This window comes from Propionicicella superfundia DSM 22317, from assembly GCF_000423465.1.
Lineage (GTDB): Bacteria > Actinomycetota > Actinomycetes > Propionibacteriales > Propionibacteriaceae > Propionicicella > Propionicicella superfundia.
The window spans coordinates 786501-803279 of the sequence record NZ_KE384020.1; the positions used below are offsets into that span (position 1 = coordinate 786501).

The window sequence follows — 16779 nt, forward strand, 5'->3', positions numbered from 1 at the left end:
GTCAGCCCTCGCCCGGCGCCTTCTCGCCGGCCGTCCCCGAGGCGCCGTCCTCGCCGTCGGCGGCGGATACGTCGTCGAGGAACTCGATCCCGGGGACCACGGTGCGCAGCTCGGCCGGAGTGAGCCGCCCGGGTCGCAGCACGACCGCGCCGTCACCGCTCACGTCGACGATCGTCGATGGTGTCTGAGCGTCACACGCCCCGCCGTCGATGTACACCGCGACGCTCACGCCGAGCTGTTCCGCGGCCGCGGCGGCGGTCAGGGCGGCGGGCCGCCCGCTGAGATTGGCGCTGGAGACCGCCAGCGGCCCGGTCCGACGCAGCAGGCGACGTGTGAAGTCGTGGTCGGGGACGCGCACCGCGATCGTCTGCCCGCGGTCTCCGAGCTCCATCCGCAGGGCGTGCTGGGCGCGGACGATCAGGGTGAGCGCGCCCGGCCAGAACGCCGCCGCCAGCGCCTCGGCGGCAGGACTGATCTCGGCCGTCAGGGACGGCAGCAGCGCCGGCTCGGCGATCAGCACCGGCGGGGGCATGTCGCGACCCCGGCGCTTCGCGTCCAGGAGCCGCTGGACGGCCTCGGCATCGAGCGCGTTCGCGCCGATGCCGTAGACGGTGTCGGTGGGCAGGACGATGCACTCCCCTGCCTCCACGGCCGCGGCGGCGGCGGCGATCGCCGCAGCCGGGTCGGCGGCAGCGTCGACCGTCACCGGCTGCGCGTCTCTCGTCACATGGGCGAGGATAGCGGCCGCGACGGGATCCGCCCTGGCCGGGTCAGGATCGGCGCGCGGTGACGAACCGGGGCCGCCCCGCGAGGTCGCGGTGGTCGGAGATGTCGGTGAACGCGTTCGTCGCAGCGAACACGGCCGGGGCCGAGGACTCCTGCGCGTCGTCGTGCTCGCACGCCAGCCACCCGCCGGGCCGCAGCAGCCGGGCCGAGACATCGGCGACGCTGCGGATCGCGTCGAGCCCGTCGATCCCCGAGAACACGGCCTGAGGCGGGTCGTGGGCCACCTCGACGGGTATCGAGCTCGCGCTGGAGAGCGGCACATAGGGCGGGTTCACGACGACGGCGTCCACCGTGCCGTCGAGCTCGTGCAGCGCGACGGACATGTCGGCAGCGACGAGGGTCACCGGCGTTCCCGCCAGGTTGCGCCGCGCCCACGCGAGAGCGGCCGCGTCCTGCTCGACGGCCCAGATCCGCGCCCCGGGAAGCTCACCCGACAGCGCCAGGCTGATGGCGCCGCTCCCGGCGCACAGTTCGACCACACGCGCGTCGCTCGCGCCGAGCAGCCGGTCGATCAGCCATCCCGTCATCACCTCGGTCTCCGGACGCGGGACGAACACTCCCGGACCGACGCGCACGACGACGTGTCGGAACGCCGCCTCGCCGGTCAGGTGCTGCAGGGGCTCCCCGGCCGCACGCCGTCCGACGAGGACGGCGAACCGGGCCGCCGCCTCGGCTTCGACCACCTCGACGAGCGGCAGCCGCGACGGTGGGATGCGCAGCACATGCGCCAGGAGCAGCCGCGCGTCGACGCCCGGCGACGCGAGATGGCCCAGCGACGCCGCGGCGTCCCGCAGCAGCCGATCAGGACGGGGCACGGGAGAGCCGCTCGGCGAGGTCGGCCTCCTGCAGCGCGGTGACGATCGCGCTCATGTCGCCGGCGAGGACCTGGTCGAGGTTGTAGGCCTTGAACCCGATCCGGTGGTCGGCGATCCGGTTCTCGGGGAAGTTGTAGGTGCGGATGCGTTCCGACCGGTCGACCGTGCGCACCTGGGACCGGCGGGCCTCGGCCGCGGCCGAGGCGGCGGCCTCCTCGGCGGCCTGGACGAGCCGGGCGCGCAGCATCCGCATGGCCTGCTCCTTGTTCTGGAGCTGGCTGCGCTCGTTCTGGCACGAGACGACGATGCCGGTGGGCAGGTGGGTGATCCGCACCGCCGAGTCGGTCGTGTTGACACCCTGGCCGCCCGGACCGGACGACCGGTACACGTCGATGCGCAGGTCCTCGTCGTTGATCTCGACCTCGGCGTCCTCGACGTCGGGCATGACGAGCACACCGGCGGCGGACGTGTGGATCCGTCCCTGCGACTCGGTGACGGGCACCCGCTGCACCCGGTGCACCCCGCCTTCGAACTTCATGACCCCGTACGGCATCTGGTCGGGGTCGCCCGCCTTCGTCGACGTCACCTCGAACGTGACGGACTTGTACCCGCCGAGGTCGGTCTCCTGCGAGTCCAGCACCTCGACCTTCCAGCCGCGCGCCTCGGCGTACTTGGCGTACATCCGGAACAGGTCGCCGGCGAACAAGGCCGACTCCTCGCCGCCCTCGCCCGACTTGATCTCGACGATCGCGTCGGCCGAGTCGTTGGGATCGCGCGGGGCGAGCAGCCGGGCGAGCCGCTCCATGAGGACGCCCTGCCTCTCCTCCAGTTCGGCGGCTTCCACGGCGAACGACGGGTCCTCGGACGCCAGCTCTCGGGCCGCTCCCAGATCGCCGGTCACCGCGTCGTACTCGTTCAATGCCGCGACGACCGGCGTCAGCTCGGCGTACCGGCGGCCCACACGCCGCGCCGTGGCGATGTCGGAGTGCGTCCGAGGGTCGGCGAGGACACGCTCCAGCTCGGCGAACTCTTCACGCAGACCCGCCGCTGCCTCGAACACCAGACCAGCTCCTCACCCGTTCCCGTCCCGGACATGGCAACACCGGGCCCCGAGACCGGGACCCGGTGCCAAGCCGGCTACTTCTTCTTCGCGTACCGCTTCTCGAAGCGGGCCACCCGACCGCCCGTGTCGAGGATCTTCTGCCGACCCGTGTAGAAGGGGTGGCAGGCCGCGCACACGTCGGCGTTGATGACGCCGCTCTTGGCGGTGCTCCGCGTGGTGAACGTGTTGCCACAGGTGCAGGTCACCGTGGTCTCCACGTAATCGGGATGGATCCCTTGCTTCATTCGTCTCTCCTCATCTCAGGCGCCGGGTCGCCATCGAAGCCCCGAAGGGCGGCGTGAACCGGCACCGACCGACCATTCTGCCAAACGCGCGCCGCCGCGCAAAACTTCCCCGGATCAGGGCGTGGTCCGCGAGATCACCATGAGGAACTCGTGGTTGCTCTGCGTCTTCCGCATCCGGTTGAGCAGCGTCTCCAGGGCCTGCTGATCCTCCAGCCCCGACAGCACACGGCGCAGCTTCCAGATGATCTGCACCTCTTCGCGTCCGAGCAGCAGCTCCTCGCGCCGGGTGCCCGACGCGTCCACGTCGATCGCCGGGAAGATGCGCTTGTCGGCGAGCTCCCGGCGGAGCCGCAACTCCATGTTGCCGGTGCCCTTGAACTCCTCGAAGATGACCTCGTCCATCTTCGAGCCCGTCTCGATGAGCGCCGTCGCGAGGATCGTCAGCGAACCGCCGTCCTCGATGTTGCGGGCGGCGCCGAAGAACTTCTTCGGCGGGTACAGCGCCGCGGAGTCCACGCCGCCGGACAGGATCCGGCCCGACGCGGGGGCCGCCAGGTTGTAGGCCCGGCCCAGACGGGTGATGCCGTCGAGGAGGATCACGACGTCCTGGCCCAGCTCGACCAGCCGCTTGGCCCGCTCGATCGCCAGCTCGGCCACCGTCGTGTGGTCCTCGGCGGGACGGTCGAACGTCGACGCGATGACCTCGCCGGTCACGGTCCGCTGGAAGTCGGTGACCTCTTCGGGACGCTCGTCGACGAGCACCACCATGAGGTGCACCTCGGGGTTGTTGGTCGTGATCGCGTTGGCGATGTTCTGCATGATGAGCGTCTTGCCCGCCTTCGGCGGGGAGACGATGAGCCCGCGCTGCCCCTTGCCCACCGGCGAGACGAGGTCGATGATCCGACCCGTCATGTTCGTGGGGGTCGTCTCGAGACGCAGCCGCTCCTGCGGGTACAACGGCGTCAGCTTGTTGAAGTCGGGGCGATTGCGCGCCTTCTCGGGCGCGTCGCCGTTGACCGTGTCGAGGCGGACGAGCGGGTTGAACTTCTCGCGCCGCTCCCCCTCGCGCGGCTGCCGGATCGCACCGGTCACCACGTCGCCCTTGCGGAGGCCGAACTTCTTCACCATCGACAGCGACACGTACGCGTCGTCGGATCCGGGAAGGTAGCCCGACGTCCGCACGAACGCGTAGTTGTCGAGGACGTCCAGGATGCCGGAGACGTTCAGCAGGACGTCGTCCTCTCCGACGACCGGTTCGGCGTCCAGGCCGCTCATCCCCCCGTTGCCACCACGGTTGCGGCGGTTCTGGCGATCACGGTTGCGGCGGCGCCGGTTGCGGCGCCCTCCGGAGTACTCGTCGTTGTCGTCGGACGGCGCCGGACGGGTCTCGCGCGGGGCGTCCTCGGTGACGGTCTCGCCGCCCTGCCGGGCCTGGCCGCCCTTCAGCGCGTCGAGCCGGGCCGCCACATCGTCCGCGACGACGGAGTCGGCGGGGGCGTCCGCGACGGCGTGCGCCCGGTCGCCACCTCCGGAGCGGGTCTCGCCGCCGGATTGCTGCCCCTGCTGCCGGGAGCGCTTGCGTGCGGGACGCTCGCCGTCGTTCGCCGGGCGCTGCTCAGCGGTTCGCGCTTCGGGCGTCTCGGAAACCGGCGGCGTCGCCGTGGCCGGTTCGGTTCTGCTCTGCACGACCCTGGTGTCGGCACCGTCCTTCGAGCCTTCGCCGCGGGCGCCGTTCCGCGCCCCGGCCGGGGCGGGCGACTGTCCGCGGGCCGTGCTGATCGCCTCGATGAGCTGGCCCTTGCGCATGGCTGCGGTGCCTTTGAGACCGAGTTCGGCCGCGAGCTTCTTCAACTCGGGCAGCACCATGGCCTCGAGACCGGAACCCTTCGACGTACGCCGAGAGGTCGCGGTTGTCGTTTCGGTCACTGATTTCCTTTCGGACGCCGTCCGTGTGTCACGCCAGGGTGGGTTCATGGCTTCTGGATTCCCTGCACACCGCGAGAGGAAGAATTTGGGTTTCTGCGGATCGCAGCCTGCCTCGCCACCGAGGCCGCGCTTCACATGCGCTTGGCCCAGAGTAGCAGGCCGTGGTCCGGAATCGCGACACGGCCTCGCGTGGCGGTGTGGCGCGCCGGACGTCCGGTCAGATCACGGCCGCCGCGGCACCGACGTGCAGCGCGTGGCGGCGGAAGCCTTCGGCGTTCACATCCGACAGCGCGTCCAGGTGGCGGTCGGACCCGAGCACCAGCACCGAGGGGCCCGCGCCGGACAGCGTCGCGGCATAGCCCTCGGACCGCAACGACTTCATCAGCGTGTACGACTCGGGCATCAGCTCCGCGCGGTAGTCCTGGTGGAGTTTGTCGGCGGTGGCCGCCCACAGCAGGCCGAGGTCGTCCTGCACCGCATGTACGAGCAGCGCGGCGCGACTCGCATTGTCGATGGCGTCGGCACGCGGGACCCGGTCGGGCAGGATCGAGCGGGCGCGGGCGGTCGACACGGGGGTCTCGGGGACGAACATCATCACCCGCAGTCGCGGGTGCACGCGCAGCATGACGTGGGCCTGGTTCTCGTACTGCCCCCAGGCCAGCGTCAGTCCGCCGTACATGCAGGCCGTCGCGTTGTCGGCGTGGCCTTCGAAGTCGACGGCCATCAGGGAGAGCCTGCGGCGGTCGGGCTCCTGCACGGGATGGGCCAGCTTCCAGGCGGCGAGCGCTCCGCCCACCACGGCGGCCGCCGACGATCCGAGGCCGCGGCCGTGCGGGATCGAGTTGTAGGCCGTGAGCTTCAGTCCGGGCACGGAGGCGTCGAGTTCCTCCAGCCCGCGCAGCACCGCATTGAGGATGAGGTTGGATTCGTCGGTCGGCACCACGTCGGCGCTCTCCCCCTCGACCTCGACCTCGAAGCCCGACTCGGTCACCTCGACGGTGATCTCATCGGTCCAGTCGAGGGCGATGCCGAGACTGTCGAACCCCGGCCCGAGGTTGGCGGACGTGGCGGGCATGCGGACCTTGGCTGTCGTGCCGACGTTGAGCCTGGGCATGGTTCCTCCTCGGTGACGCGTCACATCCCTGCGACGCGCAGAATCTTCACTCGGCTGCGGACGTCCGTCATCGCCTCCAGGTCGGCGACGGTCGCCGTGATCGCCGCGGTCGCAGCGACGTGGGTCATGATGCCGAGCCGGGCGCTCTCGCCCGTGCCCTCCTGGCGGACGATCTGCAACGAGACCTGATGATCGGCGAACGCACGGGCGACCTTGGCGAGCACACCGGGCACGTCCACGACCTCCAGCGAGACGTAGAAGCGGCTCGTCACCTCTCCGGCCGGCATCAGCGATCGCGCGGCGTAGGTGGACTCGCCGGGACCGGGAACGCCACGGAGCCGGTTGCGCGCCGCCGTCACCAGGTCGCCCAGGACGGCCGACGCCGTCGGCGTGCCACCGGCGCCGGGCCCCATGAACATGAGGCGCCCGGCGGATCGCGATTCGATGAACACGGCGTTGTAGGCGCCCCGGATGCTGGCCAGCGGGTGACTGTTCGGGACGAGTGCCGGGTAGACGCCCAGCGAGATGCGGTCGTCCTCGGACAGCGAGCACACCGCCACCAGCTTGATGGTGCAGTTCAGCGCCTTCGCGGCGGCGACGTCGTCGGCCGTGATGTCGCTGATGCCCGCGCGGGGGACGTCGCTGCCCCGGACCCGGGTGTGGAACGCGAGGCTGGCCAGCAAGGCGGCCTTGGCCGCCGCGTCGTCGCCCTCCACGTCGGCGGTCGGGTCGGCCTCGGCGAACCCGAGCCGCTGCGCCTCGGCGAGCGCGCCGGCGAAGTCGGTGCCCTCGGCCGTCATCTGGTCGAGGATGTAGTTCGTCGTCCCGTTGACGATGCCCATGATCGTCGTGATCTCGTCGCCGACGAGGGATTCGCGCAACGGCCGGATGATCGGGATCGCTCCGGCGACCGCGGCCTCGAAGTAGAGGTCGACGCGGGCGGCGGCGGCCGCCTGGAAGAGCTCGTGAGAGTGGTCGGCCAGCAACGCCTTGTTGGCGGTGACGACGGATTTCCCCGCCGACAGCGCCGCCAGCAGGAGCGTCCGCGCGGGCTCGATGCCGCCGATGAGTTCGATGACGATGTCCACATCGGGCCGCGACACCAGCGACTCCAGGTCGGAGGTGAACAAGGCGGGGTCGATGCCGGGACGCTCGATGCCCGTGCGACGCACACCGACCCCGACCAGTTCGATCGCGCGGCCCACGCGGGCGCGCAGATCGTCGCTGTTCTCGGTCAGCAGGCGGGCGACCTGGCTGCCGACGACGCCGGCACCCAGCAGGGCGACGCGCACCGGCGCGGACTCATCGAGTGTCATGCAGATTCCCTTCGCGTACGCCCTGATCGAGCCCGAGGAGATCGTCCAACGTCTCGCGTCGCAGGAGCACTTGTACGTTACCGTCTTCGACCGCCACCACAGGCGGACGAGGGGTCATGTTGTAGTTCGACGCCATCATCCGGCTGTAGGCACCCGATGCCGGGACCGCGATGAGGTCGCCGGGCTGGACGTCGTCGGGAAGGAAGTCGTCACGCACGAGGATGTCGCCGCCCTCGCAGTGCACACCGACGACCCGCGACAGGACCGGCTCGGCCGCCGACTCCCTGTTCGCCAGCGCCGCCGAGTACTCGGCTGCGTAGAGGGCGGGCCGGATGTTGTCGCTCATGCCGCCGTCCACCGACACGTAGCGGCGCGACTGGCCGCCGCCCAGCTCGACCGGCTTCACGGTTCCGACCGTGTACAGGGCGGTTCCGGGCGGCCCGCTGATCGCCCGTCCCGGCTCGACGGCGACGAGCGGAACGGAGAGGTTGAAACCGCGGCATTCGTGCTCGACGATCTCCTTCAGCCCCGCCGCCAGATCGGTGACGGGCTCGGGGGTGTCCGCACGTGTGTAGGCGATCCCGAAGCCGCCGCCGAGGACCAGCTCGGGGAGCTCCACGCCGGTCGCCTCACGGAACTGCGAGATGAGGCGCAACGTCCGCCGGGCCGCGATCTCGAACCCGTTGGTGTCGAAGATCTGCGACCCGATATGCGAGTGGATTCCCACCAGGTCGAGGACGCGGCTGTGGAAGCAGCGCACCATCCCGACCAGTGCCTGCCCCCCGGCGATGGAGAAGCCGAACTTCTGATCCTCGTGGGCCGTCGCGATGTACTCGTGGGTGTGGGCCTCGACACCGGTCGTGACCCGGATCATGACCTCGGCCCTGGTCCCGAGTTCACGGCACAGCTTCTCCAGCCGCGTGATCTCGTCGGCGGAGTCGATGATGATCCGGCCCACCCCGGCCGTCAGCGCGAGACGCAGTTCCGAGACGGACTTGTTGTTGCCGTGCAGGGCGATCCGCTCCGGAGGCATCCCCGCCAGCAGGGCGACGGCGAGCTCCCCTTCCGAGGCCACGTCGACGTTGAGCCCTTCGTCACGGATCCAGCGCACGACGTCGAGGGTGAGGAGCGACTTGCCCGCGTAGTACACCTGCCACGGGCCGAACGCGTCACGCCACAGCCGCGCGCGATCGGTGAAGTCGGCCTTGTCGATCACGTACACCGGCGTTCCGGTCCGCGCCACGAGATCGTCGACGCGCAGGCCGCCGATCGACATCATCCCGTCGCTGTCGCGGCGCACCCCCGCGCTCCACAGACCGTCGGCCAGGTCGTTCACGTCGTCGGGCTTCGACAGCCACACCGGAGCCGCGGAGACCGCGTCGGCGTGGATGGTCCCGGCCACGTGCATGTGCGTCATGCGCCGTACTGTGCCACCTTGTTCTCCACGTCCCCGGCCGCTTTCACCGACTGGACCCGCCGTGCGAACCGTCGACCGTGTGTGTGCGGCGGACGGGACCGACCGCCGCGGCACGGACGCCGGGGCCGACGACCGATCGGCGACGATCGTCGCGATGCGCTAGAGTGGCCTCCGGCCCATCGGCCCCCGTAGCTCAGGGGATAGAGCACCGCCCTCCGGAGGCGGGAGCGCAGGTTCGAATCCTGCCGGGGGCGCCGACGACATCGCCTCTTCCTACGAGACTCATGCGGCGCACAGCGCGGGCATCGGACCCGCACAGGTGCCGTCCCTAGCCTGCCGATGGTTGTCCCCCGGCTTCGTCGAGGCAGGTTCCGGCGCAACCTCCCGATGTGGGGCGCCCGCTCCTCTCGCCCAACGGAGCATGGGGGATCACGTGCCGCGTCCCGCAGGACTCAGGATCGTGCCCGTCGCGCTCGCCGCCGCATGGATCGCGAGCAGGGCCTACCTGTTCAAGCTCGTGCGCTGGTCGACCTTCCCGCCCGGCGACCTCTCCTACTACGTCTCGGCGCTGAAGCGCGGCACCGGCGGGGACCTCACGAGCCTGCTTCCCGAGTACCCGACGCCGGTCGCGGCCGCCCTGCGCGGTCTGTGGCTCGTGGCCGGCGGCGACCAGGTGGTGTTCACCTTCGCGTTCATCGCCGTGATGGTGCTCCTCGACGCCGCGTTCGCCGTCGGCCTGTGGCGGCATGCGCGTCCGGCGAGACGGGTGGCGGCGACCGTCCTCTGGATCCTGCTCGTTCCCCTCATCGGCTCGCTCGCCTACCTCCGCTTCGATCTCGTGCCGACCGTCCTCGCCGGCGCCGCGATCCTGCTCGTGAGGCGACGTCCCTCCTCCGCGGGCGCCTTCGTCGGTCTCGGCGCCGCGATCAAGCTCACCCCCGCGCTGCTGGTCCTGCCGCTCCTCGGGCGACGCGCCGACCGGCGCCGGGTGCTGACCGGCTTCGTGGCCGTCGGCGGTGGACTGGCCCTCCTCGGCCTCGCCGTCGGCGGGTGGGACCGCCTCGTGTCCCCGCTCGGGTTCCAGTCGGGCCGAGGCGTGCAGATCGAGTCGATCGCCGCGACCGTCCCGATGCTGGTGTGGGCGGCCGGATCGAGCCGGTACAGCCTGGCGATCAGCCCTCACCACGCCTGGGAGATCACCGGGCCGCTCGTCGGTGCCCTGGGAACGGTCAGTTCCGTCGCCTTCGCGGCGGGCCTCGTCTTCGTCGCCTGGCTCGGGTATCGCGTCGTGCGGCACCGGATCGACGATGCCGGCTCCGTCGCGCTCGTGAGCCTCGCCACCGTGGCGGTTCTCATCGTGACGAACAAGGTGCTCAGCCCGCAATACGTGCTGTGGCTGGCCGGACCGCTGACCGCCCTCGTCGCCCTGCAGGAGCCGACGGCCTCGCCCCGGCCGGCCCTCTCCCCGTTCGCCGAGCGCAACCTGATCCTCGGGATGCTCATGATCGCCGTCCTGACCCAGGTCGTCTACCCCGTCACGTACGCGCACATCACCCGCCACACGCCTCTCGCATTGCGAGCGGTTCTCGTGCTGTCGGTGCGCAACGTCCTCCTGCTCGGCTGGGCGGGCGCGGCGGCGTGGCTCGCGATCCGGGTGACGCGACGTCCGTCGGGCGGCCTCATCCCCACCGTGACCGTCGAGCCGGCCGCCACCGGCTGACGGCCGCTCGGCCGCACTCCGTCACAGCACGTTCCCAGCCACGGACAGTACTTTCTGGTCGGCAGCCCGAACCGCATCGACCCGGGTGCCTCGCGGCAGACCGCCCGATCTGCGGCCGATCGCCCCGGCGACACAGGAGGTGCGCGTGCGGAGACGCCCAGCGGTCGGATCCGTGCCGTCGGTAGCCATGGTCCTGGCCTGGATCGGGACGCGCGTCGCGCTCGGCGCCGAGGCGATCCGCCGGATCGTACCGCCGGGGGACCTGTCCTACTTCGTCTCCGTGATGCAGCGATGGGACACGCTCGGGATTCAGGGGGCGCTGCGCGAATACCCCACGCCCGCGGCCTACCTGTTCCGGGCCCTCTGGCTCGCGGGCGGCGGCCACCGTATCGCCTTCGGAGTCCTGTTCGTCTGCGTCATGGGCCTCCTCGACACCGTGTTCACCATCGTCCTGTGGCGCACCGCAAGACCGGCCAATCGCCAGTCGGCCGTCGGGGTGTGGATCCTCTTCGCGCCGCTGCTCGGCGCCATCGTCTACCTGCGATTCGACCTCGTCCCGGCCGTCCTCGCCGCGGTGGCCGTGCTGGTGTTCGCGCGCCGGCCGGCGCTCTCGGGGGCCGCGGTGGGTGTCGGGGCCGCCGTCAAGCTCTGGCCGGCCCTGCTGGTCCTCCCGCTCGTGGGTCGCCGCGCCTCCCGCCGACGCGTGCTCGTGGCGTTCCTCGCCACCGGCGTCGGCCTGGCGGTGGCGAGCGTGCTGACCGGTGGGCTGTCCCGTCTCGTGTCGCCGCTGGGGTATCAGAGCGACCGCGGGCTGCACATCGAATCGGTCTTCGCGACGCCCGTCATGCTGCTGTGGGCGGCGGGATCCACGTCGTACGAGGTCGCCTTGACGACGTACCACGCCTACGAGATCACCGGCCCCTACGTCGGGGTGCTCGAGGCCGCGTCCACGGCCGCGAGCGCTGCCGCGTTGTTGTTCATCGCATGGCTGGCGTACCGCGCCATTCGCGCTGCGGTGTCCGATCCGGCCGCGATCGCCCTGCTGGCGCTCGTGACCACCAGCGTCATGATGGTCTCCAACAAGGTGCTCAGCCCGCAGTACATGCTGTGGCTCGGGCCCGTCCTCGTCGCGCTGCTCGCCGTCCACGAACCCGCGGCGGCGCCGAGCCGCCGGGAGTTGTCGTCGGCCGCCCTGCGGCACCTCACGCTGCTCATCCTCGTCGCGACCACGCTCACACACGTCTTCTTCCCGCTCAGCTACGGTCACCTCTTCCGCCATTCCGCGTCGTCGCTCGGCATCACCGGCCTGCTCGCCGCCCGGAATGCGATCCTCGTCGGCCTCACCGGATACGCGTCCTTCCTTGCGGTACGGGTGACTCGCCCCGGCGCGCGAGTCGCCCTCGCAGGCGTTGCGAAGTAGCATCGAAGGCGTCAGCGTTGCCGTTAGCCAGCGGGAGGAATGCAGTGACTGCCCTCGAACACTCGTCAGGGGCCGAGCTAGAGTTCGGCGCCAACGAGTGGCTCATCGCCGAGATGCTCGCTCGGTACCAGCAAGACCCCGACTCCGTGGGCCCGGCCTGGGCGAAGTACTTCGCCGACGGCTCGGTCGCCGAATCACTCGCCGCAGAGACACCTGCACCGGCCGCACCGGGGGGCGAGGCGGCTCCCGCGGCACCGGTCACGGCCTCCGCCGCAGAGCCCGTGGCGGCTCCCGCGCCCGCGACCCCCGTTGGGCCGGCTGCGGTCCCCGCCCATCCCAAGCCCGAACCGGCCGTCATCCTGGCGCCGGCCGCGCCGGCGACCGCTCCCCCCGACGTGCAGGCCCCTCCCGCAGCGCCCCCTCGCCCCACGCCTGTTGCCCGCGACGCCGAACGGCACCCGGCTGCGCCCACGCGCGCCACGGAGTCGCCGACCAAGCCCCAGCCCGCGCAGCCCCGGCCCGAGCCTGCGCACGCCGTCCTGCGGGGTGCCGCCATGCGCACCGCCCAGAACATGGACTCGTCGCTGTCGATGCCGACCGCCACAAGTGTCCGCATCGTCCCGATGAAGCTCGCGATCGAGCAGCGGACGATCGTCAACGCGTACCTGCGCCGTTCCAGCGGCGGCAAGATCTCGTTCACCCACCTCATCGGGTACGCGATGGTCCAGGCCATCAAGGCCATCCCCGAGATGAACAACTCCTACGCGAGCATCGACGGCAAGCCCAACGTCGTGACCCCGACGGGCATCAACCTCGGCATCGCCATCGACCTGCAGAAGCCCGACGGCACGCGGCAGTTGTTCGTGCCGTGCATCCGGAACGCGCAGGACATGGACTTCGCGCAGTACTGGCGCGCCTACGAGGACATCGTGAAGCGGGCCCGTTCCGGCCAGCTCACCGTCGACGACTTCGCCGGGACGACCGTCAGCCTCACCAACCCCGGCGGCATCGGCACGTCCCACTCCGTCCCGCGGCTGATGCCCGGCCAGAGCCTCATCCTCGGCGTGGGCTCCATCGAGTACCCGCCCGAGTTCGCCGGCATGAGCCCCTACCGGGTGAACGAGCTGGGCGTGTCCAAGGTGACGACGCTCACGTCCACCTATGACCACCGGGTCATCCAGGGTGCGCAGTCCGGCGAGTTCCTGCGCCGGATGCACGAGCTCCTCATCGGATCGGAGGGTTTCTACGACGAGATCTTCCACTCGCTGCGAGTCCCGTACAACCCGGTGCGGTGGGCGACCGACATCAGCACGCACCGCCCCGATCAGTTGTCCAAGCAGGCACGCGTGGTGGAGCTCATCAACGCCTACCGCTCGCTCGGGCACCTGATGGCCGACATCGACCCCCTGGAGTACCGCCAGCGGACGCACCCCGAACTGGAGATCGAGCATCACGGGCTGACCCTGTGGGATCTCGACCGCGAGTTCGCGGTCGGCAGCTTCGGGCAGGCGAAGAACCAGACGCTGGCCCTGCGCGACATCTTGTCGATGCTCCGTGAGTCGTACTGCCGGACGATGGGCGTGGAGTTCATGCACATCCAGGACTACGAGCAGCGCCGCTGGTTCCAGGAGCGGTTCGAGAAGCCTCACGTCAACTGGACCCGCGACGAGCACATGCGCATCCTCGACAAGCTGAACGAGGCCGAGGTCTTCGAGACGTTCCTGCAGACCAAGTACGTCGGCCAGAAGCGGTTCAGCCTCGAAGGCGGCGAGTCGGCGATCGTGGCGCTCGACGAGATCTGCGACTCGGCGGCCGATGCCGGGTTGTCCGAGGTGTGCATCGGGATGCCTCACCGCGGCAGGCTCAACGTGCTGGCGAATGTGGTCGGCAAGTCGTACAGCCAGATCTTCCGCGAGTTCGACGGCGTCCTCGACCCGCGCAACTCCCAGGGCACGGGCGACGTCAAGTACCACCTGGGCGCCGAGGGCGAGTTCACGGCCCTGTCGGGGGCGACGGTGAAGACATCCGTCGCCGCCAACCCGAGCCACCTCGAGGCCGTCGATCCGGTGCTCGAGGGGATCGCTCGCGCGAAGATGGACCGGCTCGGCGTCGTCGACGAGTACCCGGTGCTGCCGGTCCTGCTGCACGGCGACGCGGCGTTCGCCGGGCAGGGCGTCGTGTACGAGACGCTGCAGATGAGCCAGCTCCGCGCCTACCGCACGGGCGGCACGATCCATGTCGTCGTGAACAACCAGGTCGGGTTCACCACGGCCCCGGCCGATTCCCGCTCGTCTGTGTACTGCACCGACGTGGCGAAGGCGATCCAGTCCCCCGTGTTCCACGTGAACGGTGACGATCCCGAGGCTGTGGCCCGCACCGCGCGGATGGCCTTCGACTTCCGCGAGGCGTTCCACAAGGACGTCATCATCGACCTCGTCTGCTACCGCCGGCGTGGTCACAACGAGGGCGACGACCCCAGCTTCACCCAGCCGCTCATGTACAACCTGATCGAGCAGAAGCGCAGCACGCGACGCCGGTACACCGAGCAGCTCATCGGTCGCGGCGACATCTCCCCAGCGGACGCCGACGAGGTGACGTCGCGGTTCCGCGACCGCCTGGAGGCGGTGTTCAAGGAGGTTCGCGAAGAGACCGACGTCGAGTTCGAGTACCACAAGTCGCCGTACTACCCGGCGAAGCGTCCGGGCGCCGAGGGCACCGCGATCACGCCCGCCCAGATGCAGGCCGTCGCCGACGCCCACGTGACGTTCCCCGACGGCTTCACCGTGCATCCGAAGGTCCTCCAGCAGCTCGAGCGGCGGGCGAAGGCGATCCAGGAGGGCCCGATCGACTGGGCGACGGCCGAGCTGCTCGCGTTCGGGTCGCTGCTCATGGAGGGACGCCCGGTGCGGCTCGTCGGGCAGGACACGCGTCGCGGGACGTTCTCGCAGCGGTTCGCGGCCGTCATCGACCGCAAGACGAACGAGCCGTACGTCCCCCTCAAGCACCTGTCCTCGGATCAGGGACGCTTCCACGTGTTCGACTCGCTGCTCAGTGAGTACGCGGCGATGGGTTTCGAGTACGGCTACTCGGTCGCCGCTCCCGACGCGCTCGTGCTGTGGGAGGCACAGTTCGGGGACTTCGCCAACGGCGCCCAGAGCATCTCCGACGAGTTCATCTCGTCCGGCGATGCGAAGTGGTCGCAGAAGTCGGGCGTCGTCCTGCTTCTCCCCCACGGCTTCGAGGGGCAGGGTCCCGACCACTCGTCGGCGCGCATCGAGCGCTGGCTGCAGCTCTGCTCCGAGGGCGCGCTGGCCGTCTGCCAGCCGTCCACTCCGGCCAGCTACTTCCACCTGCTGCGGCAGCATGCGTACGTCAACTGGCACCGCCCTGTGGTGATCGCCACCCCGAAGTCGATGTTGCGCAACAAGCAGGCGGCGTCGATGCCCGGCGAGTTCACCAGCGGCACGTGGCTGCCCGCGATCGGAGACCCGACCATCACCGACCCGTCGAAGGTCACGCGCGTCCTGCTGTGCAGCGGCAAGATCCGCTGGGAGCTGGTGACCGCGCGCGCGAAGGCCGAGCGGACCGAGGATGTCGCGATCATCTCGCTGGAGCGGCTGTACCCGCTGCCGACCGAGGCACTCGCGGAAGCGTTGGCACCGTACCGTCACGTCACGGATGTGCGCTACGTGCAGGACGAGCCGTCCAACCAGGGCGCGTGGCCGTTCCTGTCCGCGGCGCTGGCGAAGCCGCTGGCCGAGGCGATGGGGGGCTATCAGCTCTCGATGCGCCGGATCAGCCGCGAGGCCGCGTCGGCGCCGTCGGTCGGTTCCCACAAGCTCCACGAGATCCAGGAGCGGGAACTGCTGGAGGCGGCCGTCGTCGGCGACTAGGAGGTCGGCATGTACTTCACCGATCGCGGCATCGAGGAGCTGGAGTCGCGCCGGGGTGAGGAGACGGTCACCATGGCCTGGCTGGCGGAGCAACTGCGGGTGTTCGTCGACCAGCACCCCGAGTACGAGATACCCGTCGAGCGTCTCGCGACGTGGTTGGCGCGTGACGACGAGGACGACTAGCGCTCGTCACCCGATCCGGCTGCGGGCCCGGTCTCCAGATGGGACCGGGCCTGTGCGCGTCGTGCCTGCAGGGCTCGTGTGGTGCTCGGCCACACCGCCGCGACGACCGTGCCGATCGGCACGAGGGACAGCGCGATCGCGACCCACAGATACGGGCCGGCCAGGTAGTAGCCGGCGATCACCGCGACGTGCAGCAAAGCCGCCGCCACCACGGGGCCGCGTGAGAAGATGCTCAGCCGCCACAGTCCCCAGCCGGCGGCGAGGAGCCCGAGTCCGTACACCGCGAGCATCGCGGCAACCCCACCGCTGAAGGAGCCGTGCCCCGAGAGCCCGGACAGCACGGCGAGCACGATCGCCGCAAGTCCTGTCAGCCATGTGAGAACACACGCGGTAACTACTCCCCAAGGACGAGGTACGGACGTAGACTTCACCCGTTCAGCCTAAAGCCTTGCTCGTTGCGCGGGAGACGCGCCGTCCGCCTCGTCCATGGAGTAACAGGCCCCACATGCTGGAAATGTGTGGCCTGTGTTGGCATGATCTTTAACTGGACACGTGTGACGGCAAGACTCCTCCAGCTAGGAAGTGATCATCGAATGGATTGGCGCCATCAGGCAGCCTGCCTCAACGAGGACCCGGAACTGTTCTTCCCCGTCGGTAACACGGGTCCGGCCTTGATGCAGATCGCCGAGGCCAAGAAGGTGTGCCGCACCTGCCCGGTCCGCGAACCCTGCCTGCAATGGGCTCTGGACGCCGGCCAGGATCATGGCGTCTGGGGTGGCATGAGCGAGGATGAGCGCCGTGCGCTGCGGCGGCGCGCCGCGAGGTCTCGGGTGCGTGCCTGA

The 16779-nt window shown here is 70.2% G+C and carries 14 protein-coding genes and 1 tRNA gene; 6 read left to right on the forward strand and 9 right to left on the reverse strand.

Going from position 1 to position 16779, the window contains the following annotated elements:
* Window position 1: 1 nt before the first annotated feature.
* The 8 genes from G555_RS18850 to lysA form a co-directional block, all read right to left on the reverse strand.
* The gene (locus G555_RS18850; protein WP_084634957.1) at window positions 2–727 is read right to left on the reverse strand and encodes an L-threonylcarbamoyladenylate synthase; all 726 of its coding nucleotides are present in this window, start codon (window positions 725–727) and stop codon (window positions 2–4) included.
* 43 nt (window positions 728–770) lie between these two features.
* A complete protein-coding gene (prmC, locus tag G555_RS0108860; RefSeq protein WP_051208600.1) occupies window positions 771–1601 on the reverse strand; it encodes a peptide chain release factor N(5)-glutamine methyltransferase in 831 nt (276 codons plus the stop codon).
* On the reverse strand, window positions 1588–2661 hold the full coding sequence (prfA, locus tag G555_RS0108865; RefSeq protein WP_028708616.1) for a peptide chain release factor 1: 1074 nt from the start codon (window positions 2659–2661) through the stop codon (window positions 1588–1590). Before prfA ends, prmC begins: the two co-directional genes overlap by 14 nt.
* Window positions 2662–2738: 77 nt before the next feature.
* Window positions 2739–2948: a 50S ribosomal protein L31 gene (rpmE, locus tag G555_RS0108870; protein ID WP_028708617.1), complete on the reverse strand. Its 210-nt coding sequence runs from the start codon at window positions 2946–2948 to the stop codon at window positions 2739–2741.
* A 114-nt stretch (window positions 2949–3062) separates the two neighbouring features.
* Window positions 3063–4814 carry a transcription termination factor Rho gene (gene rho / locus G555_RS0108875; RefSeq protein ID WP_169337894.1) on the reverse strand — a complete coding sequence of 584 codons (1752 nt, stop codon included), beginning with the start codon at window positions 4812–4814 and terminating at the stop codon, window positions 3063–3065.
* Between the two features lie 277 nt (window positions 4815–5091).
* Window positions 5092–5988 (reverse strand): homoserine kinase, encoded by an 897-nt coding sequence (thrB, locus tag G555_RS0108880; protein WP_028708619.1) that lies wholly within the window; start codon window positions 5986–5988, stop codon window positions 5092–5094.
* Window positions 5989–6008: 20 nt separating this feature from the next.
* The gene (locus G555_RS0108885; RefSeq protein WP_211223228.1) at window positions 6009–7310 is read right to left on the reverse strand and encodes a homoserine dehydrogenase; all 1302 of its coding nucleotides are present in this window, start codon (window positions 7308–7310) and stop codon (window positions 6009–6011) included.
* The gene (lysA, locus tag G555_RS0108890) at window positions 7291–8721 is read right to left on the reverse strand and encodes a diaminopimelate decarboxylase (protein ID WP_028708621.1); all 1431 of its coding nucleotides are present in this window, start codon (window positions 8719–8721) and stop codon (window positions 7291–7293) included. The genes G555_RS0108885 and lysA overlap by 20 nt, the downstream gene beginning before the upstream one ends.
* Before the next feature lie 182 nt (window positions 8722–8903).
* Here lysA and G555_RS0108900 point away from each other — a divergent pair.
* From G555_RS0108900 to G555_RS22605, 5 genes are all read left to right on the forward strand, one after another.
* A tRNA-Arg gene (locus G555_RS0108900) sits at window positions 8904–8975 on the forward strand.
* 206 nt (window positions 8976–9181) lie between these two features.
* Window positions 9182–10441 (forward strand): glycosyltransferase 87 family protein, encoded by a 1260-nt coding sequence (locus tag G555_RS18855; RefSeq protein ID WP_169337879.1) that lies wholly within the window; start codon window positions 9182–9184, stop codon window positions 10439–10441.
* A gap of 145 nt (window positions 10442–10586) precedes the next feature.
* Entirely contained in the window at window positions 10587–11861 is a 1275-nt protein-coding gene (locus tag G555_RS23040; RefSeq protein ID WP_156887483.1) for a glycosyltransferase 87 family protein, read from the forward strand.
* Between the two features lie 44 nt (window positions 11862–11905).
* On the forward strand, window positions 11906–15754 hold the full coding sequence (locus tag G555_RS0108915; protein WP_036921695.1) for a multifunctional oxoglutarate decarboxylase/oxoglutarate dehydrogenase thiamine pyrophosphate-binding subunit/dihydrolipoyllysine-residue succinyltransferase subunit: 3849 nt from the start codon (window positions 11906–11908) through the stop codon (window positions 15752–15754).
* Between the two features lie 9 nt (window positions 15755–15763).
* A complete protein-coding gene (locus G555_RS22605; protein ID WP_169337881.1) occupies window positions 15764–15937 on the forward strand; it encodes a DUF6104 family protein in 174 nt (57 codons plus the stop codon).
* Here G555_RS22605 and G555_RS18860 read toward each other — a convergent pair.
* Window positions 15934–16287, reverse strand: coding sequence for a hypothetical protein (locus G555_RS18860; protein ID WP_051208602.1), 354 nt, complete (start codon window positions 16285–16287; stop codon window positions 15934–15936). The genes G555_RS22605 and G555_RS18860 overlap by 4 nt on opposite strands.
* A 243-nt stretch (window positions 16288–16530) precedes the next feature.
* On the opposite strand from G555_RS18860, the gene G555_RS0108930 reads away from it, so the two are divergent.
* Window positions 16531–16779, forward strand: a complete 249-nt coding sequence (locus G555_RS0108930; RefSeq protein ID WP_028708624.1) for a WhiB family transcriptional regulator — start codon at window positions 16531–16533, stop codon at window positions 16777–16779.

What these genes read in the sequence shown, in the direction of transcription:
- G555_RS22605 (WP_169337881.1), top strand. Translation starts at nt 15,764, where the DNA reads ATGTACTTCACCGATCGCGGCATCGAGGAGCTGGAGTCGCGCCGGGGT.
- G555_RS0108930 (WP_028708624.1), top strand. Translation starts at nt 16,531, where the DNA reads ATGGATTGGCGCCATCAGGCAGCCTGCCTCAACGAGGACCCGGAACTG.
- rpmE (WP_028708617.1), bottom strand. Translation starts at nt 2,948, where the DNA reads ATGAAGCAAGGGATCCATCCCGATTACGTGGAGACCACGGTGACCTGC.
- lysA (WP_028708621.1), bottom strand. Translation starts at nt 8,721, where the DNA reads ATGACGCACATGCACGTGGCCGGGACCATCCACGCCGACGCGGTCTCC.
- thrB (WP_028708619.1), bottom strand. Translation starts at nt 5,988, where the DNA reads ATGCCCAGGCTCAACGTCGGCACGACAGCCAAGGTCCGCATGCCCGCC.
- rho (WP_169337894.1), bottom strand. Translation starts at nt 4,814, where the DNA reads ATGGTGCTGCCCGAGTTGAAGAAGCTCGCGGCCGAACTCGGTCTCAAA.